This window comes from Massilia eurypsychrophila, assembly GCF_002760655.1.
In the GTDB taxonomy this organism is placed as follows: Bacteria; Pseudomonadota; Gammaproteobacteria; order Burkholderiales; family Burkholderiaceae_D; genus JAFCUW01.
On the sequence record NZ_PDOC01000023.1, the window covers coordinates 36,598 to 59,571 of the forward strand.

The window sequence follows — 22,974 nt, forward strand, 5'->3', positions numbered from 1 at the left end:
TGGAACCTAAGCCCCAACCTCCGGACGGGTCGTTTTCATTGTTTTCACCTGGCGAATTTGGCGTCGAAGCTCTTGTCGCGCTGCTGGGCCACGTTCTTTTCCTGACGGTCAGTTGCCAGGAAAACGACCACTGAACCCAGCAGCGCGACTATTACGATGATCAGGGCCGTTTTCATCACTGGGCGAACTTGTTGTCGAATTCGCGGGCACGCTGCGCGTCGGCCAATTTGGCCTCGGCCACTTGCAATTGCGCGGCCAGGTTCAGCCGGATTTGCTCGTTCTGGATCATTGCGTTCTCAGCAGCCACGCGGTTATTCAGGTCGGCAGCGGCCTTGACGTCCTGCGTCGCGTCCGCCTGCGCCATCAGCGACTGGATGTTGTTCAGCCGCGCCAGGGTCTGGTCGTAGGCCCGCATCGTCATGGCCTTGTTCGCTGCCATGATTTCGTTCTGACGCTTCGCAGCGCCCACCGCGTTCGGATCGAAGCCCTCGGCGCTGTAGATGCTGCTGGCCACGCCACTGATGCCAGCGAGATTGCCGCCCTTGACCTTGTCGTAAATGCCGGACCACTGATCCGGCAGGTACGTGCGCAGCGAAGGATTGTTCATGATCTGGCCCAGGCCACGAGAGCCGGTCATCGACTCGTACTGCGCCTTCATCTGGTCAACCTGCGCCTTCATCTGTTGCAGTTGCGTGACCCACTTCTGCATCGTGGCGATCTGGTTGAGCGTGTCCGGGATGGACGCGACGATCGACACCGGAACGCCTGCGAAGCTGGTCGAGGCCAGGCTAAGCATCGACGCTGCGACGACCGCTCTTACTGTTGTTTTCATAATGGTTCTCCAAAGTGAAAGGAAATTTTCGCGGAGGCGAAAATGGTGCTGCTTGATGCGGGGACCGGGCGGGTTTCGCGGAGGCGAACCGCCCTGCCCCGCTACACAACCGGGTCCGCCACTTTCTTACGCTTGCCTTTGCGGCGGGCCTGGAAAATTGGAAGCCACACATCCGGATCGGCCCCGAATTCGGCAACGATCTCGTTGAAAATGGCCACGTTTTCCGTGTTGCCCGACAGGACCGAGATTTCATCGTCCATGCCGTACAGGTCCAACTTGGCAAAGCAGCTCTGATTGCCCTGCTTGATGAGAAACGTGCGCGAATCCAGTTCCAGGTCTTTCAATGCGGCGAATTCCTTGTACGTCATGCCGCAGCGCTCGTAGCTGGCGAACTCGGCTGACGGATTGGGCAAGAAAATCTTGGTCGGGGTCTGGTCCCGGATCGCGGCGAAAATCGGTGAGTCGATGGCGTCCTCGGGCGACTGCGAGTCGAGCACAAGGTGCTCGTCGCGCTTACGGCCGGTCTTGAGCACGTCGAACATCATCTTGTAGGTGGTCGGGTATTTGGCCGGAATGTGGAATTCCGAAATGACCGTCGTGAGCAGCCCACCCTTTTCCTGCATCAGGGATTTCAAATGGAACAGATACGCCAGGATCGGTTCGGTAGGCTGGTAGTTGTCCACAAGGAAGTCGGAAACGTCAAAGCCGACCCGCATTTCGCTGATGACCCCGATGTTGTCGCCCACGTTGTCGAGCGCCCAGGCGAATTCGCCATTCCGGCTTTCGCACCACTTGGCCAGGCGCTGCGCCAGGCAGTTGCCGCCGATATCGGTAATGTTTTCGAGCATGCGGCTAAAGCGACGGTGCTCCCAAGGCAGATCGAGCACGGCATCGACTGCCGCCTTGATGTCATTGCCTTCCTCGTCGGTCACCGTGCCCTTGTCGTTTTTGCCGCATGTCTTGACCAGGCCGTACAGGAACTGGCGCGTCTTGGGCGTATCCGGAAGCTGGAACGGCGCAAGGCCGGTGCGTTCTCCCGCCTTGAGCGAGTAGTAGACCCCGCCCAGCGCGGCGATGAAGATTTTCAGGCCCTCGTCCTTGTCGAGCGCGAAAATCTTGGCGTCGAAGCGTTCCAAGAAGCCGATGGTGACGGTCTGCAGCGTGGTCTTTCCCGCGCCGGTCGCGCCCAGGATCAGGCAACTGCCCGCGATCTTCTCGCCCTGATTGTCCTCGTCCTTCTTGGAGTGGTGGAAATTGAAGCTGTACAGGGATGACGAGGTGGTTTGCAACGGCAGCAACGCGGAGCCGTCGCCAATCGGGTTGCCTTCCGCTTTGCCGGTCGAATAATTGTGCATCCCGAACGACGCCGCTAGATTGCGGCTGGACTTCATCATCGGACGCGGCTTGACTTTCGCCCCCGGCACGTGGCTTTGGTAGGTGAATTTCGCGGACTGGTTCGCCCTGATGAAGCGGGCGCCGCATTCACCGAGGAACGTGCCGGTCACCAGCGTGCCGTTGTCAACGGCCTCCGCTTTCGTATCGCCGTATACGGTCAGGGCGCAATGGTATTCCCCGAAGGCCAGCTCGCCAGTCGCAATGTAGCCTTTGGCCTGCTGCAAGTCCTTGATCTGGTGATCGGCGGCGTCGCCCACGGCCGTCAGATTATTGATCTGACTTTGCAGCGCTTCCTGCTGCTCGAATACGGCCATGCACATGAAAGATTGCGTGAGCGTGAATTCGGCCGGCAGCGCCAGTACCTTGTCGAACATGCCCCACACGGTGTCGTCGGGGAAGTCTTTCAAGTCATAGTTCGTGGCGAACCGCGTCACGCCCTCGCCGCGGATTTCCAATGTCTCGTAGCCGAAGTGCAGCCACGAGCTGGGAATCGACTCGGCCGCTGGACAGGCCAGCACGGGCTGTTTCTCCCAAACGCCATTGACCAGAAAGCCCAGGTATTCGTAAGTCTTGGAGAACATCACACCGTTCTCGACATACGTTTCCAGGTATTCAGGGTCGTAGACGTTCAACGCCTTCATGAGCTGGTTCCCAACTTCTTCCAGCTCGGCAGCGCCTTCCTCGACATCATCGTGCTTGAGGATCAGCGAAATGTAGAAGTCGTTCGAAAAATACTTGCCGGTGTTGAAGCGGCTCAGATATTTTTCCGAGAACTGGCGCATGAAGGCGGACTTGAACTTGAACAGGCTGGAGAACGCCACGCGCTTGCGGTCGAGCGTCGTCGAGAACGACAAGCGCCTGCCCTTATCCTTGGCCAGTGCCGCGATGAGGCGGTTGCGGGAATTGAATCGGTTGACGATGATTGCATCGTCCATCGATTCGAACGGCATGCCCGCCAGTTTGATGACCAGCAAAGCACGGCCATCCTCGTAGTTCACGACCCGTGGGGTCACGTGTCTCCGCAGCTTTGGCAGCTGGGCCTCAATCGCTGGCAAGCTTCTCAGCTCACTTTCCGATAAGGGTTTTGAAATAGCGCTTGTAGACATGGGCTCTCCGACCGTATTGCATAGGTGACAGGGTGTATGTGTTGCCGTATAACCGCCCGCCTCGGCGGGTCAACCGGCACCACAATTCGAGAAAGGTGATTCGCAATGCCTGGTCGTCGTTTTCGCTGATCTTCTTGATGTACAAGAAGATCGGGATGCCGACACCGGCGAAGAGAATTCCGCCGATGCCGAACATGAACGCCCCAGCGAAACCGACGAACAAGCTAATCATCGCGATCACCACCCCGGCGATGAGCGGGACCCCGTACATCATGGGAACCCGCGACATGCCGTTATAGGATGAGTACGAAAGCTTGTCGCTCATGATCAGGACGCCGCGCCCCAGATACCCCACAGGAAGGTGACCAGCGCTGGCGTACCGCCTAGCACCGCCACTTTCCCGCACGCCTGGCCGACATCAACCCAGGTGATCTTGTTGCTGAACGCCTGGACCACCTGGAACATCAGGTAGATGACGGAGACGACCGCGAGTGTTCCGTAAATCCAGTTCTTGAAATTGGTCACTTCCGTCTTACCGGCTTCCAGTCCACCGGCCGCAAAAGCGGCGGTCGAAAAGATGGAGGCGGCGATGACGAGCAGGACTGGCAGATACTTTTTCATGGTGGAGACCTTTAAATTGAAGTTGGAATTGATGGCTTAAAATTCGTTAAAAACGTCCCAGCTCGGCCTTTTGGCCTCCGCTGGCTGGGTTGTTGCCACGTTTTCGCCTCCGCGAAAATCCGCAGCGCCGGTACTTGTCTGTTTCCCCTCCGGCTGGCGCTTCGACTTACCCTTTGCCACTACAGGTATGGCAAGCCCTACCTGCGGTACGGACGTGCTGGGCAAGCTGGCGAGCACCTTGTCCACATAGCTGGCCTTGTTCCCCTCCTTTTGCTGGCCGCGTGTGAAATTCCCGCTGTAGTAGCAGGACAACGCGGCACGGGTTGCTGAATCACCCTCGCCGAATTTGGCGACGGCACGTGTACGACATTCGTCGTATATGGCGGACCCGGCCATGGCGTTCTGGCGCGGATCGAAAACTGAGTTGTGGTCAAGCCCGTACTTGGCCAGGTTCGACTGGTTGACCTGGCGGCAACCCATGCTGTAGTTGTAGCCAGCCGCCTTGAGGGCCAACGCCGTCGCTATCGCTTCCGGCTTGTTGCGCGGCTGCCGGACCAGCGCGCCGCCCACCACGCCGATGGCGTAGGGGTTGAACGAGGATTCAACGAATGCCATTGCCTGCGCAATCGGCGCCTGCGCATAGCGCAGGCATTCGTTGTCGGGAGCGACGAAATCGGCCATGACTGTCCCCTCGCCTACTTCTGGACCTGGCCTGGCGGCAGGACTTCATCGTCGGGCGGGAGGTCGACCGGCTGCGCGCCGCCGCCCAGCACTTCGGTGTAATTGCTGCCCTCGGTCCAGTACACGCGGGTGTATGGCTTGTTCGCCACGGCGACGTTGATGACGCCTTGGTACTCGCACATAGCGACTTTGCCGACGTAGAACTTGTGCTGCTCCGGGCAGTTTTTCCCGTTCAGCATCGTGTTCTTGGCCGAATTGCCTTGCGAATCATTCGAGTTCATGTCGCAGTAGGGGAACGGCTTCCCCTTGGCCAGTTGCTTGTAAAGCTTCTTGATCGGCGCGACGCACTCCGTTACGGCGGTTGCGCCGTTCGGATTGGCAAGGCACAGCACCACCTCGCACGCCCAGCTATCCTCGGCCTGCGCCATCAGGGGCGCGAGGCCCAGGACAGCTACTGCTAGAAACCTGATACTTTTCATGGTGTTCCCCATTAGTTGACGTTCTCTATACGGCCGAGCTTCCAGCCGCCCACTTCGACACACACACTGCTGGCCAGGCCGCAGTTTTCTTGCGCGAAGGTGATAGCGCCAATGACGTTGCGCCACACCTTCATTTCGCCCCTGGCCGTCGTCACCGGCCTTTCCTCCGGCTGACCTTCAAATTTCAACCGGATCGTCCAAAAGCCCTCTGGTGTTTGCTTGACCGTCACGCCATACGTGCCGCGTCCCAAGGACGCACCAAGCATTTCCAGATACCCCTTGGTCAACTTCGGTGGCTTGCCTGCGCCTGGGGTCATATCTGCCATAATGTTTTGCATTCTGTGGATTTGTTCCCAGTTTATAGGATTATTTAAACAAAATCACGATTTGTTCAACAAAACGTAGTTTTGTTGGTTTTGACGCATATTCGCGTTGCCGCAAGGTTGCTAAAGTTACTTCAAGTTCTTCTATTAAAAAGCTAACTTTTTTCCGTCTTTATAAGTATTCTAGGGAAGAAGTGGCAAAACGCTTGCGGAATGCAGCAATACTAATGAAGTTTTTCGGACTTTTCCACGTATATTTTAGGAAACATTTCTTCCTAAAATTGGAAAATTCCTCTTAGTAATTGAATAAAGTTGTTAAAATGCTGCGCTACGCCCCTTACGGGCATCCGTTGAAAGGCGAACCATGAAATAATTGCCACCCTCTGCGGCAAAAAAAATAAATCAGGCGATAGCCAATCAGACGGATTCCGGCAAAAGTGCCGAATCCAACCAGAATGCTCACGGGAAAGACTAGGAGAATGTATGCATGACAAGGAGACCGCGCAGTTGCGCGTACTGCTGGCGGATGACCACCCCATCGTGATGTCGGGGTTCGCTCTTTCCCTGCAAAGCAAAGGAATTGAGGTAATCGGGCAAGTAACAACGCCCAATGAAGCCGTTGAGGCTTACGGAAAATTGAAGCCGGACGTTCTAATGATGGACCTGCGGTTTGGCGAAAAGCTGACGGGCCTGGACGCTGCCAAGACCATTCTGGAGCGCGATCCCAAGGCGAACATTTTGTTTTTGAGCCAGTTCGACCAGGACGCCCTGATCAAGCAGACATACAGCATTGGCGGACGCGGCTTCCTGACCAAGGACATCAGCGCGGGCGATTTGGCCCAGGCGGTTGCGGACGCCAGTCGTGGCGAGACGTATTTCCTCGACAGGATCGCCAAGCGCTTGGCCAATTTGTCGGTCAAGGGCGACCAGTCACCGGGCGCTGTGCTCGACGCCCGCGAATTCGAGATCTTCCTGCTGACAGCAAAAGGCCGCACGAATCAGGAAATGGCCGAATTGCTGGGCCTGTCGCAGAAAACGATCAGCAATGTGACCCACGCCCTCAAGGAGAAATTGGGCACAAACCGGAACGCCGATTTGACACTGCTCGCCGTCAAACACGGCTACGTCGAACCTTGATTTTCGCGGAGGCGAAAAACAAGGCCGAGGACCAACTTTTTCGCCTCCGCGAAAATCTACCCTGCATATGATGAATATTACAATCCCCATTGCGACCACCTATGGCCTCCTGGCCGCTTCAATAGTCGCCGCATGGCTCAAACCCCTGCCCTTCAAAGACAAGCTCACCCTGCCCCCTTGGGTGGCCGTATTCGCCGCCGCTTGCATCAGTGGCCTGCTTAGCGGGCTGGTCATGTGGCAGGGCGTGCTTGCCCTGGCAGGCTTCGCCGCGCTGGCCAGCGCCGCGAAGGCGTTCAAGCCCGGCTTGATCAAGGTGGCTTTGCTCATCGGAACCGGCTGGATGACAGTGGCGCTGTCTGTCCACAAGTTCGCCGGGTTCGTCAATCCGTCGCTGGTCTCGAATATGCGGATCAGTGAAGGGGCACCCACCTTCACGCACAATCTCAACTTCGACACGACCGCAGCCGGGCTGATCCTCTTCGCAATCTTTTGCGTGCCTGCCCGCAGCCGCGACGAATGGCGCGAGGTCTTCCGCCAGTACCCCGTCATCATTGGCACGCCAATAGTCGTGTTCGCTTTCGGTCTCGCATTGGGCTACGTCAATGTCGATCCCAAGCTTGTTGCCTACACTCCGGTATTTCTCATGTGCAACTTGCTTTTCACTTGCGTGACCGAGGAAGCCTTCTTCCGTGGCTTCATGCAGGCGCAATTCACCATTGGAATGAAGCGCAGGCGTTCCGGCCCGTATATCGCCATGGTCGCAGCGGCGATCCTGTTCGGCATCGCCCATGCGAAGGGAGGGCCGTTGCTGATCGGCCTCGCTTCGCTGGCCGGTCTCGGATACGGCTACGCCTTCCACCGCAGTCAGCGAATTGAGGCGGCGATCCTGACTCATTTCGCGCTGAATGCGCTGCACTTCATTGCGTTCACCTACCCCCGAACGCTATAAATGACGATCATGAAACCATTCCCCCGTTACCTGGCGCTCAGCGCACTCACCTTCACAACGTTGCAGGCGTTCGGCCAGAGCGCGGACCTCGACATTATCGACAACACCAATGTCGTGCTCACGCCCACCCGCCTGCGCCAGCCGATTTCGGAAGTGCCCGGCAGCGTGACCGTCATCACGGCCGACATGCTGGTGAAGTACGGCATTGCCAGCGTACCGGAAGCTCTGCGGCTGGTTCCCGGCATGGCCGTCACCCAGCTCTCGGGCGGTGAATACACGATCAACTACCACGGCAGCAATTCCATTTCGCCACGGCGGATGAATGTGCTGATCGACGGGATGTCGGTCTACCGCTCCGCGTTCGCCCAGGTGGACTGGACCATGCTGCCGGTGGCCATGGACGACATCGAGCGCATCGAAGTCACACGGGGGCCGAATAGCGCGTCGTATGGCCCCAATTCCATGCTGGCGATCATCAACATCATCACCAAGCACCCGAACGAGTCCGCTGGTACATCGCTCAGCGGTTCGGCAGGCTCGCGCAAGACCCGCTCCGCCACAGCCCGCCACGGCGGCAAATTCGGGGCCAATACCAACTTTTGGATTACCCTGGATCACCGCCAGTCGGAAGGTTTCGAGCAGGTAAGCGGGTCGGGCTTCACCCTCCCCGGCGTCGATCCGCACCATGACAGCTCGAAACGCGACTTGCTCAATTTCCGCTCATCGACCGAGCTGAGCAAGGACGAAAACCTTGAATTGCGCCTGGCGGCGCTCAATGGACGCCAGGGGAACCCCCTGCTCGACCAGTACCAGCGGTCGTATCCCGACGTCAATTTGCAAGAGCGCGATATCGGCGTGACCTGGCGCAAGAGCCTGTCGCCCGCGCACGAAATCAAGGTCAATGCCTACCTTTCCCGCCACAGCAACGACCAGAATTGGGTCGAGTGCCTGCCCGCCCTCGCCTACCTGCCCGAACTTGGCACGCTGTGGCGCGCCAATCCTGGCTACGTCCTGGCGATCATCGCTGGCCGGACGCCATCGGGCGGCACTCCGGCCGACAACCTGCTGGCCGCTGCCGCCCTGCGCGCCATTCGTGGCCTGGGCGCCAGGGCGACAGCGCCCGCGTGCGGCACCACCAATCAGGATTATGTCGAGAACCGGGCCGACATCGAAGTGCAGATGACCAGCGTGCTCTCGAACTCGCTGCGGTTCGTGGCGGGCGTCGGCGGCCGGCGCGACACGGCCGAAAGCGCGACCTACCTTGGCGGCAAGGTCAGCAACAACACCTGGCGCGTTTTCACGAATGCCGAGTACCGCCCTGCCCCTTCGGTCGTTGTCAACGCGGGTGGCTATTACGAGAGCGACAATCTCACAGGTTCCTCGTTCTCGCCGCGTATCGCGCTCAACAAGCACTTGAACGCCAACAATACCGTGCGCGTCGTCCTGTCCCGCGCCAACAGGATGCCCGGCATCATTGAGCAACGGGCGAATTGGTCCTACCTGACCACCGGCCTCGATCCCGCCCTGCTTGGCGTGACTGAGGCGTATTACGCCCAAAGCGCGCGCGCCAGCGGCACGCTCCAGGCCGAAAAGAACACGTCGCGGGAGATCGGCTACACGGGCAATTTCCCGGCCCGTGGGCTGATGGTGGACGCGAAGCTGTTCGATGACCACCTGACCAACCTGATTTCTGAACGGATCACGCTGGCCAGCTTCAATCCGACGAACGCCAATTCGCTGCGCCTGCGCGGCGCGGAAATCCAAGTAGATTACGCGCCCGCGCCCAAATGGAATGTGCATGCCGGTTACTCCCACCTCAACGCCGACGCCACGACCCCGATGGAATTGACGCAGTATTCCCGCAACAGCGGCGTGTTCGCTGCCTCGCACCTGCTGCCCGGCGATGTCCGGGTGTCGCTGGCCGCGTACAGGAACCAGGGCGCGGCCACGGGCCAGAGCGCTTTCGGCAAACAGGATTTGACTGTCTCCAAGAGCTACCGCATCGGCGGCGCAGTTTTGACGCCGACGTTGACAGTCACGCACCTGGACGAAACCGAAGTGAGGTACTTCTACGACATCGGCAAGTCGATTACCAACCGGATCGGCAACCAAATGCAATATCGGGTTAGCATTAAAGCCACCTTTTGATGCTTTTGTGAAATATAATTCCGCATAATAAAAGAAATGCGTTTTGAATAACCCCGCCGCTGTGCCCTCCCCCGCAGCGGCCAATGCCTCACAACCTAAGCTGCAGCAACATGAGCGTACGTTCTCGGAGACAGTTTCTCGCCCTTCTCGTACCTCTTCTAGCTGGTCCAGCCGCTGCCGCGTGGGCACTTAACGCGCAACGCTTCGATTTGCAGATCATCACCGCCGACCAGTCGAAATCGACCATCCTCATTGTCGATGCGCTGCGAGCACGCTTCCCGACCGCCAGCGCGGCCAGCCAGGTCAACAAACGCCGACCGTCTGGCAAGCTACCGATCTACTTGGCCGTGGGGCCTGAAGCGCTGCGCTACCTGGCCACCAGCGGCACCAGCGGGCCGATAATTTCGACCTTCACGTCGCACAAGGTATTCCACGCAGTGCTCGACAAGGCACCCTGGCGCGCAGGTGCTGTCAGCGCTGTTTACGCCGATCCGGCCCCGGCCCAGCAGTTCCAGCTTATCGGGATGATCTACAGGAAGCCGATCAAGGTTGGCGTCATTCTCAGCAGCGACAACGAACACATCGAAAGCGTCCTGCGGCGCAGCGTCACCCCGCGCCAGGCCGAGGTGACGTACGAAACGCTCGCACCTGGGGAGGACATCAACCGCGTCCTCACGCGCCTGGCGGACGTGCAGGCGATCCTGGCCACCCCCGACAGCGCCGTCTACAACGCGGAAACGATCCGGTCCATACTGGTTTCGACGTACCGCCGCAACCAGGCGGTCATCGGTTTCTCTGCGGCCGTCGTCAAGGCCGGGGCGCTGGCGTCCACGTTCTCGGGCATTGACGACATCGTTGCGCAAGTTGACGAAATGCTTGCCGAATACGACAGCACCGGACGCTTGCCGGAGCCACAATTTCCCAAGTTCTTCGAGGCCGTCGTGAATGAGGACGTGGCGCGCTCGCTGAACATTGTCATTTCCGAGCAAGTGCCCAAGTTCTCGCGCAAGCCGGGCGGTAGAGCATGAAATTCCTGAAATGGACGAACTGGAGCATCGGCACGCGTCTGGTGTGGATCGGCCTGGTGCCCGTTGTGCTGCTGTTCTGCGCGCTCGTGCCCTTTACCTACATGGTCCGCCTGGCCGAAGTACGCGCCGAGGTCGTCGAGCGAGGGAAGGTGGTCGCCACGGCGGTTGCCGAAAGCAGCGAATATTCGCTCATCACCGGCAATTTCGCCGAGCTGGAGCGCATGTCGAAAGGCTTCCTGAAAACGGACAGCAGCATCCGCTTGATTCGCGTGCTCGACAACCAGCAGCGCGAAGTCTTCCGGATCGCGGCCGAGACGCCGCCCGACAGCTCGATACCCGTGGCGAAATCGGCCATTCTCAGGCAAGCGCCCACCGTGGACGATTTCGGCGCTACGGGGGAGCCGCATGTGACCGGCCCCATGGTCGGCCACGCGTCCCAGTTCAAGCCAACGGTCATCGGCCAAGCCCAGGTGAGCATGTCGGCCGTCGATGTGCTGGCGGTCCAGAAAAAGCGCCTGTATCAGCAAACCGCCATCGCGCTGCTCGCGCTGGCGGCGAGTATCCTCATCGCCATGATCCTGTCCAACACGCTCAAACGGCCCCTGGCGACGATCATTGGGGCCGTCAACGGCATCCGGGCAGGGCGGTTTGACACCGACATAGCCGTGACGAGCGGCGGCGAAATAGGGGACTTGCAAGCGTCCATCAAGGAAATGAGCATCAGCTTGAACGAATCCAAGCAGAGCTTGGAGAGGAAGGTGGAGGAACGGACGTTCGCCCTGGAACAGTCGCGCAATGAGGCGGTCAAGGCCAATTACGAGAAGCGAAAACTGATTCAGAAGGTCAATACGGCGGTTGAGGACGAACGCAAGAGCATTTCCATCGAGATCCACGACCAGCTTAACGCTACGCTCATCGCTGCAAAACTGAACTCGGAACGCATCATCCATCTCGCACAGCAGGGGCCGTCTGCGACGGCCAGCAGCGAAATCGCTGCCCGCGCCCAAACGATCATGAATCTGACGCTTGAGCTGTACGAGAACGCGAGGATTATCGTGCGGCGCCTGCGGCCGGAAGTGCTCGACATGCTGGGATTGCGGGGCGCAATCGAGGAAATGATTTACACGTACAACGCGAGCCACCCTTGCTGCCAATTCGAGTTCAAGGAGAATGGCGACTGCTCGAAGCTCGACGGCGGGCTGTCGATCACGATCTTCCGGCTGATCCAGGAAGGGCTTTCCAATGTCGTGAAACATGCGAACGCCACGCAAGCTTACGTGACGCTCAAAGTGGACGAAACGACCGAAACCGTGCGCCTGACCGTGCTCGACAATGGGATCGGCTGCAACGTGTCGCACGAGGCCGAGGGGATTGGCCTGATCGGGATGAAAGAGCGGATTTACCCGTACAACGGAACCTTCCAGTTCGACTCGCAGCCAGGGGAGGGGACTAAGATCACGATCTGTCTGCCACTGCTGCATGAACGGCACGACGATCCGCACCCCTAAAGAGGGCACGATTGGTGTCCTGGCCAGCTCGCCGGCCGCGAGCTGGTGTCACCAATTTTCGCGGAGGCGAAAATGTCGGTTTTGGTGACTGCCGGCGCGCTGCAGCAGCGCTGCAGCGTCACCAACCGGCCAGCCCATTGCGCTATGACGCTTCGGGCTTGGTATCATTCCACCAATCACCACTAGCTGGAGCCGCCAAATGGCAGTTATCGCCGGAATTTGCATGTTCCTGGCCATCCTCATCGCCATTATCGGTATGATGAATGATGCTGGACGCGAGCGCTTGGTGCGAGAAGGGAAGGCCGCATACTTTGTCCGCATTGCGGCCAGCGGCAAGGGACAGGTCTACCACAGCTACAAATGCGGGACAAATGTGGCTTGCATCGGACTGACCATTGATGCTGCGCGCAGCAAGGGCTACCGGCCGTGCGCGACTTGCGGCGGTCGGGGCACCATCAAAATGCTCGACGGTAGTAGCTGCTAAACAACATGAATGGAAACGATGAACCACAGCATCAATTACAAGGGTTTTGACATCGACGTGCTCGTGAACGGCGCGGGGACAACCTATAACGCGGAAGTGATGATCACCCCTGAGAACGTTTCTGGAACTGCTGGATGTGCCCGTATACTGAAATTTCAGGTCGTCGCTGATGGCAATAGTGCTTTTGATGCAATGAGTAAGGCGATTGACAAGGCTCAGGCCGACATCGACGCCTGGCTTGTCACGACCTCTTTCTGATAGGTCCGGACGGCTGCGCCAGGTAGCTAAGAGCGTTCCGCTTTAACTACCCTGATTGCAACCGTATTCGGCTTGTGCTAAGATGCCTGGGTAGACATTACAGGCGTAACTTGCGACGGTTAATAGCGACTTAGCAGGGTCTGGCGTGCAACGGCTTCAATCAAAGAGTCATCCCTAAAGGATGGCTCTTTGTCTTTCCGGGTCTGATTTCTTCAACTCGGTTCGCGGTAGTACCTACCTACCGCCTTCTTCTTGTCAGTGACTACCACGAATTTACGCTCTCTCAGCTCGCCCTTTAGACCCCACCCCTTGGTGAGAGAACTGAGCCTAATTTCGCCATGGCCAGGAAGTGATCGGAAGCTGAGCAGCGCGTCCTCCGACATCAGCCATCGAAGCGTCTGGTGGTTTTCCGACTCGGAATAGTCCGCCGCTCGGCCCTTCGATAACCAGTGCAGTAATTGCGTTGTTCTCTGGTAATACAGTTGAAGTCGTTGCAGACTATCTGGAATCGTGGTCGGTGCGGGGTTGACCACGGTCCTGGGCGCATGGGCCCGGTCGCGTGTCTCGCTCAATTCCTCCCCAAATTTCCACAAAGGCTCGAAGTGAGCCACCCTGTTACGCAAATCGCCGACCAGGAGCAGTCGTGCAAACAAGGCATCCTGATGGGCCTGCACGCCCCAGTAAGTGGCGGCCCGCTGGTGATGACCCGGCAGGATAGCCGGGATCAGCGTGTCCCAGGGAACAACGATACCGTTATTGTCCAGCGTCTTGTCGAGGACGTGCGGCCAGAAACCGTAGGTCATGCTGGCAATCACCTTATTGGGGGCCGTTGGCGTCGCGGGCTTCCCAATCTTCTTCTTCAACGTTCTGTCACCCGTGGAATTTCCTGTAAATGGGCGGTACAGCTTCATATACCAGTCGTTGGAGTCCTGGCTTCCGTTGGAAGTATGATGGTTCCACGCGTAGCCGCTCAATGCCGTGTGCAAGCGATTGCGAAGAATAACCTCCAGAATGCCGATGAGACGCATGTATCTGCTGGAAACAGCATCGTTCCAGCAATAGAGACCGTAAAGCTCCTCATCGTTCGCCGGGCTGAAAAAATTCTGGTAGCTTGAAAGTCTTGCCGTGGAAATGTCCGCCAGAGTCTGAGCCAAATCAGCCGGTAGAAGATGATGCATATCGGGATGTTTTTCCTATGGTGGAAGCCGGGTAGATTATTGGAGGTCTGGTGCCGATTCAATGCGTCTGGCCAGTACCCAAGCCCCGATTTCGATCTCGAAATTCAGGCACTCAGGACACGTCTTCTCAAAAAAAAGAACCGCATCGTCAAGGTTGCGCCACGACTTAATATCGCCCCTCGCTGTAAGAATTCGATGCTCTTCCAGTGTCCTGGCAAGAATGACGAACGCATACCAAAAATCCCCCTCACCGGAACGCAATTTCACAGAAAAAGCATCAGGGCCAGTCTTGGCTATGGTGGCCAACTCGTTTTTATTGAAGCCCATTTGAACCGGTTGAGTTTGGTATGTAGAGCGCAGATTTTACTGTATCGATGAACATTCCTGATAGTTGTTTGCAAAGCGTCGTTTTTGAAAGACAAATTCAACAGACGTAAAAACAGGACACCCAGGGGCATTTTTCGCCTCCGCGAAAAACCGGGGATGCCCGTTCCGGAGCGCGCTGCCGCTTGGTCGCTGCGCGACTGGCCGACAAGCGGCCACCCCTCCAGATCAGCCGCTGTGCGCCTGACCGCTGCGCGGCCACCCACTTGCCTAAAGTCAAACCCGGCATTTTCCCGCTAGGGCGGAAAAACCGGGGATGCCCATTCCGGAGCGCGCAGGCAAGCTGCTTGGTCGCTGGCGCGACTGGCCGCAAGCGGCCACCCCTACAGGCCACCCCTTGCCAGACCACCAAACCGCCAAGTCAACACCTGGCCACCGCACACCGCCATCCACTTCCTGCAAAACCGAAAATGCCAGCATCGAGGCGGCGACGTCGACGGCCATGTAGCCCGCAGCCCGCGCTTGCGCGGGTTTGCCGGTAGGAGCCGGGCCGGTAGGGCTTGGCCGCTGCGCGGCCAACTCCGTATCCCGGCAAAGGCATGGCCGGAACCACGACATCGCAAAGATCAGGGCAGGGCAGGGGTGACAGAACATGCGTACCAGGTGCGCGGCCGCGTCGCCAAGGGCTTGGTGACAGCGCGCGCCGATCGAGCGTGCCGCGGCGTCACCAAGGCCGGGATGGTGACAGCCGGCGCGGTCAAGCAGCTGCAGCGCGTCACCAACGAAAAATAAATCCTGGAAATCCGCTCCGCTGCGCTGGTCGTGATGAACACCATGGGGCTTCGTAAACAAAAGGAGCAAAAAAATGACTCCCCCTCAAAACCACAGGCGCTGCCAGGTGCAGGGCTGCACCGTGATCGTCTTCGACCTGATTTTCCGCTTTAGCGGGATAGGCGACGACGAGCAGCAACAGCAGCTTGAAACTGCCTCAGACAATCCCTTCGAGTGCGCCGGTCCCGACCGGCGAGGATGCCTGTGCCAGCGGCACGGGCTGGACAGCGACTAGTCCGCACAGTTTAGTGACAATGAAGTTATCGACTACTAATCCCGCCTAGCCTGAACTGCTCTATCAGCCGTTGTTCCGACTTGTCATAGAAACTTGTCTTTTCAACTTCCAGGACGACGCGCTGTCCTACAGTTAAGTCCGCGATCAAGGGAAGCTGGTCTTTGCGATAACGTATTTTTGTAGCTTTGGTTTTCCCATCCTCACGGATTTCTAAGCGGGTAGTGTCGCTAAGTAGTGATATCGCGCCTTGTATCTCCAGAGTCTCGGTCTGGCGTTCTTCTGTCTGCTCCAACATAGCGCGCAGTTGGGTTATTCGGTCAGTACGCCCCTCCCAGTAAAAAGGCTGCGCGCTTTGAGACGTCCACATCAACTCCGCCGCGACATCCTCAGCTTCCATGGCTTTCAGAAGCGTTTCTGCGGCGCGTGCAGCACGGGGTCCCATGGCGTGCAAAGAGTCAAAAAAGCTGTCTTGGTCTGCATTTAGTAAAGCGAATAACTGCTTCATGGACACGTCGAAAAGTGATTGCCCAGTCAGATCTGTCGTCGCATTTCCTGTTAGATAAAGTCGAGTAGACCCAGTGCCGAGGGATGCAAGACGAAGATCAAGCATCCCACTCACTAAGTTCCAAGAACCGGGCTTGTCGTCGTCCGGGTAGCGGAATCTGTGAGCGGCGGCCGTCAACACATCCGCGAGAGGTGCGGCTAATTTCGCGAGGAGACCTAAACGGATCGTGCCGTTGGTAACTTGATTTCCTATCAGTCGAAAGTCTATGAGGCCACGGGCTTCCTCAGCTTCGAGCAGAATAGTCTGACGATTCAAGTCATCTAGGTGTGAACGCATTGATGACAAAGTTAATCGTGCAGCGAAATCAAGCGGGTTCCTACGTATATGCTCTTCGCGCTCGATCATCAACGTGCGTACTTCTTGCGCTCGTAACTTGAGGAGCTGTAGTTCGTTGGCGCTCATAACGAAATGCACCCTATCCCTTTAGGCGTTCGGCCATCACGCTTGAAGCCAAACCAACCACGCCAATACGATACCCAAACTACGTCTGTGCTGAGCACACAGTACACATCGCAGTTGTATTTTGCCTTTGATGAAGGGTTATCGAACAGTTGCTGCACACTCAGTTGTTGCTGATCTGTCAGGGCGGACACCGAATCGGCGTCGAGTACGACGACCAAATCGATGTCATCGGGATCAATCTTTTCGGTAACAAACGACCCATCAAACCAAACGTCACCTCTTATCGCGAGCGCTGTTAGTTCATCGAGAAATTTCTTCAGGCCGGCCAGCAGCATCGGCCTACGATGCGAGAATGCAAACGGCGTGACAAAAGCGTTCGGCATGTCGCTGAACGTAAAATTGTGGAATCCAGGGGCTAACAGCGTCGGATGTTCTGGTTTGGACATAGCAGCCGATTGTACGTGACTTTTCAATCTAGCAACAACTGGCATTTTAGTGTGATCTGCTTGCATTCCCTCAGTTTTGTCCCTCTCTGCGTCAACAGTTTTCACTTACAAAGCACAGTTTTCACTTTCTGTGTCACTCGACACTAGGGCAGGGGCGTAATTGTCCCGCAGCGGGCCGTGGTGACAGATCCTGCACGCCGGCGCCGCGATCGTGTCACCAGTCAAACCGGACCGTGGTTGTTCTTCTGTCCCGGAGTGGTCGGGCGGGGCTGTCCGGGGTCGGCCCGGCCAAAACGCCCCTAAACCTCCCACGATGCAGGGGGTGCCGTCCTGCGGCGGCATCCTCGCCTTCGCTCGGACCGTCGGGGACGCCCCCGTTTGCTCAACTCATGCGCCTGGAAAAACGGTTTTGCAGAATCGGGTTGGTTTGTGATCAATCTTGATATTTACATAAACTATCGACTAGGTGATTATGATCAAAACAATTGCTGTTTTTACTCCTATTTGACAACTTAAATCGATTGTCAAATGAGTTGTCATGCCCTATAATAGTTACATGGTGATCGAAACGAATCGCCAGTAAAAACAAGTGGTTATGTCAACGTAAGCAATGGAGTTTTTATGAAGAATGTTAACTGGCGCAGCTTTGGTTTAGGGGTCGTTACAACGCTGATTTTGGTCCTCCCAACCGTCGTCATCCTGTTCCACCACATCAACAACCTGTACAGCATCAACCGCTAGACCGCTTCAAGCCCCGGCCAGTCCGGGGCCAGTTAAAACCCTCTCTCACTTTTAAGGAGTTTCAAAATGGCATCCGTCAACAAAGTAATCATCGTAGGCAACCTGGGCCGTGATCCTGAAATCCGTTACATGCCTAGCGGCGACGCAATCGCAAACATCGCCGTTGCGACCTCGTACAAGTCGAAGGACAAGAACACGGGCGAACAGAAGGAGCAGACCGAGTGGCACCGCATTTCGTTCTTCGGACGCCTGGCCGAGATCGTGGGCCAGTACCTCAAAAAGGGTTCGTCCGTCTACGTCGAGGGCCGCTTGCAAACCCGCAAGTACACGGACAAGGACGGCGTGGAGAAGTACGCAACCGACATCATCGCTGAAACGATGCAAATGCTGGGCACGCCAAACGGCGGGCAGCACCACGCAGGCGACGACGAAGGCCAGCCAGCGCAATCGTCGGCCCCAGCCCGTGCGCCAGCTCCGGCAGCGGCACCAGCGGCCAAACGAGGCGGCAAGGGCGCGAAGCCAGCCCCGGCAATGCAAGATGACGACATTCCATTTTGATGCTCTAGAGAACCCCGGAGAAATCCGGGGTTTGTAAAGCCGTTGACAACAAAAGTCTGTTTACATAAGTCGTCGGTTTTAGTATCGTTCTGCACAATAAAAAATATCTCGCATACGTCAACGTAACCAGAAAAAAGAGACCCACATCATGAAAATGAAAATCTTAGCTGTCGCAAATCCGAAAGGCGGCATCGGCAAGACCGCGTTTTCGGTCAACACCGTGCATGCGGCCGTCGAGCAGGACAGCCCTACCTTGCGGATCGACTTCGACAAGCAGGGCAGCTTTTCGCTCGCGCACCCGCACGGTCCCGACTACGACCCAAGCAAGCGCTATCTCAAGGCATCCGACCTGTTCTACGCGCCGGAAAAGTCGGCCGACGCCGAGCTGGAGTACCTTGCTCCAGGCCAGGCGATCATCCGCGCAGACTACGACGAGTTGTTGAAGCTGGAAAAAGCGCCCGACGATTTCGCCAAGCATCCTGGCCGCTATCTGCGCCAGTTCAGCGACAAGTTCGAAGTCGCCGTTATCGACACGCCAGGCACGATCAACATGCTGCTCAAGGCCGCGCTCACCTGTGCTGACGCGGTAGTCAGCCCGCTCACGTTAGGGCTGTATGACACGGCCGGACTCGCGCAGCTCTGGCAGATTATTCGTGACGTGAAGTCAGGCGGCTTCAATCCGAAGTTGCGCATGATCGGCATGCTGCCGTCGAAAGTCGATACCCGCGACAAGATGGCCATGGCGGAGCTGGACGCGCTGCGCAAGCATCCGAAGTTCGGACCGGCGATCCTCCCGTTCATGCTGGCGCAGAAAGTACCAGTTGCCCGCGCCATCAATCTGAGAAAGCCGGTTTGGAAGGGCGCGAAGTCAAAGTCCCACCGGGAAGCTGGCGAGCAATGGAAACAGGCATGCGATCACGTACTAACGAGTTTGGGGAGCAAATAATGGAAGCGCAAGCATACGATTTCGGTGACGCCCTCGGCGGCGGCTTTGAAGGCATGTTCGAGGAAGGCCGGGGCTACAGGCTGGAAGTCGTCAAGCTCACGGACATTCTCGTCAAGAAGCAAATCCGCGACGAGATGGACGGCGACGACAGTTCGCTCGACGAGATGGAAGAGAGCGTCAAGAAAGACGGCATCCTGCAAACGCTGCTGCTGCGCCCGATTGACGGCCCGATCCCGTACGAGCTGGTAGCAGGCGAGCGCCGCTACCGCGCTGCCGAGCGCGCCGGGGAAATCAGCGTACCGACGCTGATCAAGGAAATGACCGATGCGGAAGCCGCCGATATCCAACTGGCGGAAAACATCCACCGCAAGAACTTGACGCAAATCGAAATCGCCAAGAAGCTCAAGGCCGACCTGGACGGGCACAAGGGCGACATGGAAGCGCTGATGGCGCAGCACCAGAAATCGCGAACCTGGCTGTCCAAGATGCTCTCGCTTACGTCCCTGGCCCCACAGGCCGCGCGCGTGATCAGCGAAGGCATCAGCGCTGATTTGGAAGTCATCGGCATGGTCAAGACCGTCGAGAAGCGCGACCCGGTAGCCGCGAAGGAAATGGTGAAGGAGCTGAAAGAAACTCGCGGCAAGGTCGATGCCCGCAAGGTGGCGGAGAAACACAAGGACGCCGTAAAACCGCCGTCGAAGGCCAAGGCGCAGAAGCAGGGCGAGAAGGCAGGCGCGAAGAACGAGGCGCACAAGGAGCCGGGCAAGGCCACGGTCCACAATTTCGCGGAGGCGAAATCGGGCGTCAAGGCCCCCAACCCGGATTGGCCGTTCCCAGGTGGCGAAGGCGACAAGTCCGAAACCGCCGAGACAGCTCCGGCCCTGCCGCCGTCGTGCCTTGAGGACGGCTACAACCGCATCTTCAAAAGCGGACTGGCACCAAAGGCGTTCATGGAATCGCTGGCCAAGGCGGATCGCACCGATGTACAGAACTGGCTCGAATCGTTCTACATCGCCGGCCGCAACCGCGACAACATGGCGCTGGGACTCATCCAGGGCCTGCGCAACGGCACGTTCGACACGGAAGGGGCGGGGGCCTTCGCCATGCTCGCATTCGTCCAGGGCGGCGATGCGCAGGTGGAGAAATTTAACGTGCTGAACGTCTTGGGCCTGGCAAAGGCTTAACCGATCCGGGCGGCCGCTTGGTAGCGGCTGCGCCTGGCGCAACTACTAGAGGTTCAATTATGGCCAGAGATAAACGGCGAGCGACCGCAAGCGATTTCGATGCAGTCCGACCGTTGCTGAAAAATGTGAGTGATGACCGGGCCGACAGGGCCCGTTCGGCATTGGTGGACGGTGAAACGCTGGCCGTGATCGCGGAGCGCCATGGCTGTTCGCGCCAGGCGATCAACAACGACGTCAAAACGTTTTGGGACAAGATCGCGGACTATCACGCCGCGCAGCGCGCCACGGCGAATGCGGGCGTGCTGCTGCCGCCAGGCTGGGAACAGGTGACGCTGATCGCGCCGAGTGCGCTGATCGAGAAATTCCGCGCTGAAATCGCGGCAATGGCGACACTCCCGCCATCGGAGCAAAAAAGATTCATCCAACAATAAAAAAACCCGGCCACACGCAAAGCGGGACCGGGCATCAAGTCAACGTAAGCCGAACCAAAATAGCCCCGACTTAGCAAGAGGATTATAGCAGATGGACCACACAGAAATCAGCGATACCCAGGATCTCCTTGATCAAAGCGAAACGGCGGCGCTGGCGCCTGCCGAGGAAGAACCCAAAGTCCGCAAGGCGCGCACCAACAAGGGGCGCAAGTCAAAGCCGTTCTCGATAATCGCGGCGTCGGCCGACGATCCGATGCAGCTCAATTTCTGGCCGGACGAAGTGCGCGGTATTCCGAATGCGGCGCTGCGCGGCTCGCTGTTCTCGATCAGCCAGGAGCGCTCGATGTGCAAGAAGCGCACGCAGCTCCGCACGGTAGAAGGCTACAAGATCATGTTCAAGGGCGAGCGCTTCAACCAGCGCGACCTTGACCTTTGGGAACTGCTGCTGCACGTCGCACGCCAGCAGCCATACGGTGCGCGTGTTCAATTTGTCGCAAGCGAAATCCTGCGCGAGCTTGACCGTGGCACTGGCGGCGCGGACTACGAGGAATTGAAAGAGGATATGGCGCGGCTGCAAAGCGGCGTCGTGGAAATCACGTATACCGACACCAACAAGACGTTCAGCGGCTCGCTGATCCATAACTTCCTGCGCGACGAGGACACCCAGCGCTACGCGGTCGTGTTCGACCAGGAAATGCGCTTGCTTTATGAATCGGGCTACTCGCACATGGATCGAGTGCAGCGCAAGAAGCTCAAGAACAACATGCTGGCCAAGTGGCTGATGTACTTCTACGGCACCCACGCGGCCCCGCTGCGCCTCAAGGTGGCAACGCTGTATGAACTTTGCGATAGCAAGTCGGCGCGCATGACGGACTTCCGCAAGGCCCTGCGCGTGGCGCTGGACAAGTGCGTCGAGGTCGGCGCGTTCACGAGCTGGAGCATCGACCCCGAAAGCGACCTCGTGACCGTGCGCCGCAAGGGAACCGCCAGCCAGCAGCGGCACCTGGCGAAGAAGCAGGCGATCAAGGGCGACGAGGCGTTCGCCGGGAAGGATGACGACTTCGGGTTTTGACTCCCACCCGTTCAATGTCGCAGGGGGGAGGTCGGGGATTGACTCCCACCCCCATGCATTTTCGCCTTTTGTTTTGCATTATGCAGGACTGCAAAATTGCATAAAACAAAACAAAAAGCTGTTTTGTTGTCGCGCTCACTCCAGTTTCAGGCATCAGTCGCCCACATCGGGGATTGACTCCCACCCCTGCCGCCGCCCTCGAATATCGGGTTTTGACTCCCACCTTGCCCCGGCCAACCCCGTAGACGCGACGGGTTATGACTCCCAGTGCGCCCATTCTTGCCCAGTCCAGAACGTCGGGTTATGACTCCCAGTCCCCAGGCGGTCAGCTTCGGTGTCTGAGTCCCAGGGCGCAGTCGGGGTTTGAATCCCACCCTTCGGGTATTGAATCCCAGCAACTAGGGTCTTCACTCCCACTAGTTCGTGAGTCCACTCCCACCAAAACCGGGTTTTTCATAGGGAAAGCGCGGGTGGATAATCGCTTTTTTAATCCATTTTTTAATTCGCACGTTCCGTGAGCGACTTTAATACCCCACCCCGCCCGCTCGCGGGCACCCCGTGAGGGGAAATCAAGACTGCGCTTCGCGCACAAGGAAAGACTGAAAGGCAGGCACCTCGACGACTCTCAATTTAACGGTAAAGTCAAATCCTCGTGGGCAACGTGTTCATGTTGTCCACAGGCCCGAGGAAGCCGCAAACCGGGTTTGCCGTTGGTTTTCACGGATTTTTTTTTCAAAGAAAAAACAAATCCATCGACCCAAAAGTTTTTCGAAGAAAAACTGCGGGAGGGCCAAGCGAGAGCGCGGCTAGAGCGTTCCGTTAACTCTATAGTAGCCACTGCATGTCGAGCGCCGCCAGGGCTGCGAAAAACAGGTAACACCAGAAAAACCAAAACGCATACGTCCCTGGCCAACGAGGTCTAAGCGGTCCAGCCCGTGCGAACACCCGCACGAACTGGCCTGGCCGCAAGCGGCCATCCCTGCGGGACGCAAGACCCGGATACATCGCGCTGGACGTGTCGCAAACCCCGCGCCACGACCACCGCTCAACCGGGCTGGTGTGCCAGCCTCGATGCCGACGCCGCCAACCGGCAAATTCAGCAAAAAGCGTCT

26 protein-coding genes are annotated in these 22,974 nt (G+C 57.8%); 14 read left to right on the top strand and 12 right to left on the bottom strand.

The window, feature by feature from the left end:
• Positions 1-44: 44 nt before the first annotated feature.
• From CR105_RS29275 to CR105_RS23255, 8 genes are all read right to left on the bottom strand, one after another.
• On the bottom strand, positions 45-176 hold the full coding sequence (locus CR105_RS29275; RefSeq protein ID WP_267873912.1) for a hypothetical protein: 132 nt from the start codon (positions 174-176) through the stop codon (positions 45-47).
• Complete coding sequence (gene virB5 / locus CR105_RS23225; RefSeq protein WP_099792681.1) at positions 176-832, bottom strand: P-type DNA transfer protein VirB5; 657 nt, start codon at positions 830-832, stop codon at positions 176-178. The genes CR105_RS29275 and virB5 overlap by 1 nt, the downstream gene beginning before the upstream one ends.
• Positions 833-933: 101 nt before the next feature.
• The gene (locus tag CR105_RS23230; protein ID WP_099792683.1) at positions 934-3,333 is read right to left on the bottom strand and encodes a VirB4 family type IV secretion/conjugal transfer ATPase; all 2,400 of its coding nucleotides are present in this window, start codon (positions 3,331-3,333) and stop codon (positions 934-936) included.
• Entirely contained in the window at positions 3,293-3,658 is a 366-nt protein-coding gene (locus CR105_RS23235) for a VirB3 family type IV secretion system protein (protein ID WP_099792685.1), read from the bottom strand. Before CR105_RS23235 ends, CR105_RS23230 begins: the two co-directional genes overlap by 41 nt.
• 2 nt (positions 3,659-3,660) lie before the next feature.
• Entirely contained in the window at positions 3,661-3,954 is a 294-nt protein-coding gene (locus CR105_RS23240) for a conjugal transfer protein (RefSeq protein WP_099792687.1), read from the bottom strand.
• Between the two features lie 36 nt (positions 3,955-3,990).
• Positions 3,991-4,635 (bottom strand): lytic transglycosylase domain-containing protein, encoded by a 645-nt coding sequence (locus tag CR105_RS23245; protein ID WP_099792689.1) that lies wholly within the window; start codon positions 4,633-4,635, stop codon positions 3,991-3,993.
• 14 nt (positions 4,636-4,649) lie between these two features.
• Entirely contained in the window at positions 4,650-5,114 is a 465-nt protein-coding gene (locus CR105_RS23250) for a hypothetical protein (RefSeq protein WP_143752806.1), read from the bottom strand.
• An 11-nt stretch (positions 5,115-5,125) separates the two neighbouring features.
• Entirely contained in the window at positions 5,126-5,440 is a 315-nt protein-coding gene (locus tag CR105_RS23255) for a hypothetical protein (protein WP_180288287.1), read from the bottom strand.
• Positions 5,441-5,920: 480 nt separating this feature from the next.
• On the opposite strand from CR105_RS23255, the gene CR105_RS23260 reads away from it, so the two are divergent.
• The 7 genes from CR105_RS23260 (at position 5,921) to CR105_RS23290 (ending at position 12,949) form a co-directional block, all read left to right on the top strand.
• Positions 5,921-6,574 carry a response regulator transcription factor gene (locus tag CR105_RS23260; protein WP_099792695.1) on the top strand — a complete coding sequence of 218 codons (654 nt, stop codon included), beginning with the start codon at positions 5,921-5,923 and terminating at the stop codon, positions 6,572-6,574.
• A gap of 67 nt (positions 6,575-6,641) precedes the next feature.
• Entirely contained in the window at positions 6,642-7,523 is an 882-nt protein-coding gene (locus tag CR105_RS23265) for a CPBP family intramembrane glutamic endopeptidase (protein ID WP_099792697.1), read from the top strand.
• Positions 7,524-9,671 (top strand): TonB-dependent receptor plug domain-containing protein, encoded by a 2,148-nt coding sequence (locus tag CR105_RS23270; RefSeq protein WP_099792699.1) that lies wholly within the window; start codon positions 7,524-7,526, stop codon positions 9,669-9,671. It begins immediately after the preceding gene.
• Between the two features lie 209 nt (positions 9,672-9,880).
• Positions 9,881-10,699, top strand: a complete 819-nt coding sequence (locus CR105_RS23275) for a type 1 periplasmic-binding domain-containing protein (protein WP_099792701.1) — start codon at positions 9,881-9,883, stop codon at positions 10,697-10,699.
• On the top strand, positions 10,696-12,207 hold the full coding sequence (locus tag CR105_RS23280; protein WP_099792702.1) for a HAMP domain-containing sensor histidine kinase: 1,512 nt from the start codon (positions 10,696-10,698) through the stop codon (positions 12,205-12,207). The genes CR105_RS23275 and CR105_RS23280 overlap by 4 nt, the downstream gene beginning before the upstream one ends.
• Positions 12,208-12,406: 199 nt before the next feature.
• On the top strand, positions 12,407-12,691 hold the full coding sequence (locus CR105_RS23285; RefSeq protein ID WP_099792704.1) for a hypothetical protein: 285 nt from the start codon (positions 12,407-12,409) through the stop codon (positions 12,689-12,691).
• An 18-nt stretch (positions 12,692-12,709) separates the two neighbouring features.
• Positions 12,710-12,949: a hypothetical protein gene (locus CR105_RS23290; protein WP_143752807.1), complete on the top strand. Its 240-nt coding sequence runs from the start codon at positions 12,710-12,712 to the stop codon at positions 12,947-12,949.
• A 212-nt stretch (positions 12,950-13,161) separates the two neighbouring features.
• On the opposite strand, the gene CR105_RS23295 is transcribed toward CR105_RS23290, so the two are convergent.
• Together CR105_RS23295 and CR105_RS23300 are read right to left on the bottom strand one after the other, a co-directional pair.
• Complete coding sequence (locus CR105_RS23295; protein WP_099792708.1) at positions 13,162-14,127, bottom strand: Abi family protein; 966 nt, start codon at positions 14,125-14,127, stop codon at positions 13,162-13,164.
• Between the two features lie 36 nt (positions 14,128-14,163).
• Positions 14,164-14,454: a hypothetical protein gene (locus tag CR105_RS23300; RefSeq protein WP_099792710.1), complete on the bottom strand. Its 291-nt coding sequence runs from the start codon at positions 14,452-14,454 to the stop codon at positions 14,164-14,166.
• A gap of 639 nt (positions 14,455-15,093) precedes the next feature.
• Here CR105_RS23300 and CR105_RS28505 point away from each other — a divergent pair.
• On the top strand, positions 15,094-15,243 hold the full coding sequence (locus CR105_RS28505; protein WP_180288288.1) for a hypothetical protein: 150 nt from the start codon (positions 15,094-15,096) through the stop codon (positions 15,241-15,243).
• A gap of 73 nt (positions 15,244-15,316) precedes the next feature.
• Entirely contained in the window at positions 15,317-15,517 is a 201-nt protein-coding gene (locus CR105_RS23305; RefSeq protein WP_099792712.1) for a hypothetical protein, read from the top strand.
• Between the two features lie 25 nt (positions 15,518-15,542).
• Here the strand turns inward: CR105_RS23305 and CR105_RS23310 are convergent, their stop codons facing one another.
• Entirely contained in the window at positions 15,543-16,484 is a 942-nt protein-coding gene (locus tag CR105_RS23310; RefSeq protein WP_099792713.1) for a hypothetical protein, read from the bottom strand.
• Positions 16,481-16,930 (bottom strand): DUF6932 family protein, encoded by a 450-nt coding sequence (locus CR105_RS23315; protein WP_099792715.1) that lies wholly within the window; start codon positions 16,928-16,930, stop codon positions 16,481-16,483. Before CR105_RS23315 ends, CR105_RS23310 begins: the two co-directional genes overlap by 4 nt.
• A gap of 807 nt (positions 16,931-17,737) precedes the next feature.
• Here CR105_RS23315 and ssb point away from each other — a divergent pair.
• The 5 genes from ssb (at position 17,738) to trfA (ending at position 21,862) form a co-directional block, all read left to right on the top strand.
• A complete protein-coding gene (gene ssb / locus CR105_RS23320; protein WP_099792717.1) occupies positions 17,738-18,229 on the top strand; it encodes a single-stranded DNA-binding protein in 492 nt (163 codons plus the stop codon).
• A gap of 148 nt (positions 18,230-18,377) precedes the next feature.
• On the top strand, positions 18,378-19,175 hold the full coding sequence (locus CR105_RS23325; protein ID WP_099792719.1) for a ParA family protein: 798 nt from the start codon (positions 18,378-18,380) through the stop codon (positions 19,173-19,175).
• Positions 19,175-20,359, top strand: a complete 1,185-nt coding sequence (locus tag CR105_RS23330) for a ParB/RepB/Spo0J family partition protein (RefSeq protein ID WP_180288289.1) — start codon at positions 19,175-19,177, stop codon at positions 20,357-20,359. The genes CR105_RS23325 and CR105_RS23330 overlap by 1 nt, the downstream gene beginning before the upstream one ends.
• 59 nt (positions 20,360-20,418) lie before the next feature.
• Positions 20,419-20,790, top strand: coding sequence for a TrfB-related DNA-binding protein (locus CR105_RS23335; RefSeq protein ID WP_099792723.1), 372 nt, complete (start codon positions 20,419-20,421; stop codon positions 20,788-20,790).
• Positions 20,791-20,881: 91 nt separating this feature from the next.
• Positions 20,882-21,862 (top strand): plasmid replication initiator TrfA, encoded by a 981-nt coding sequence (trfA, locus tag CR105_RS23340; RefSeq protein WP_099792725.1) that lies wholly within the window; start codon positions 20,882-20,884, stop codon positions 21,860-21,862.
• Positions 21,863-22,974: the final 1,112 nt, after the last annotated feature.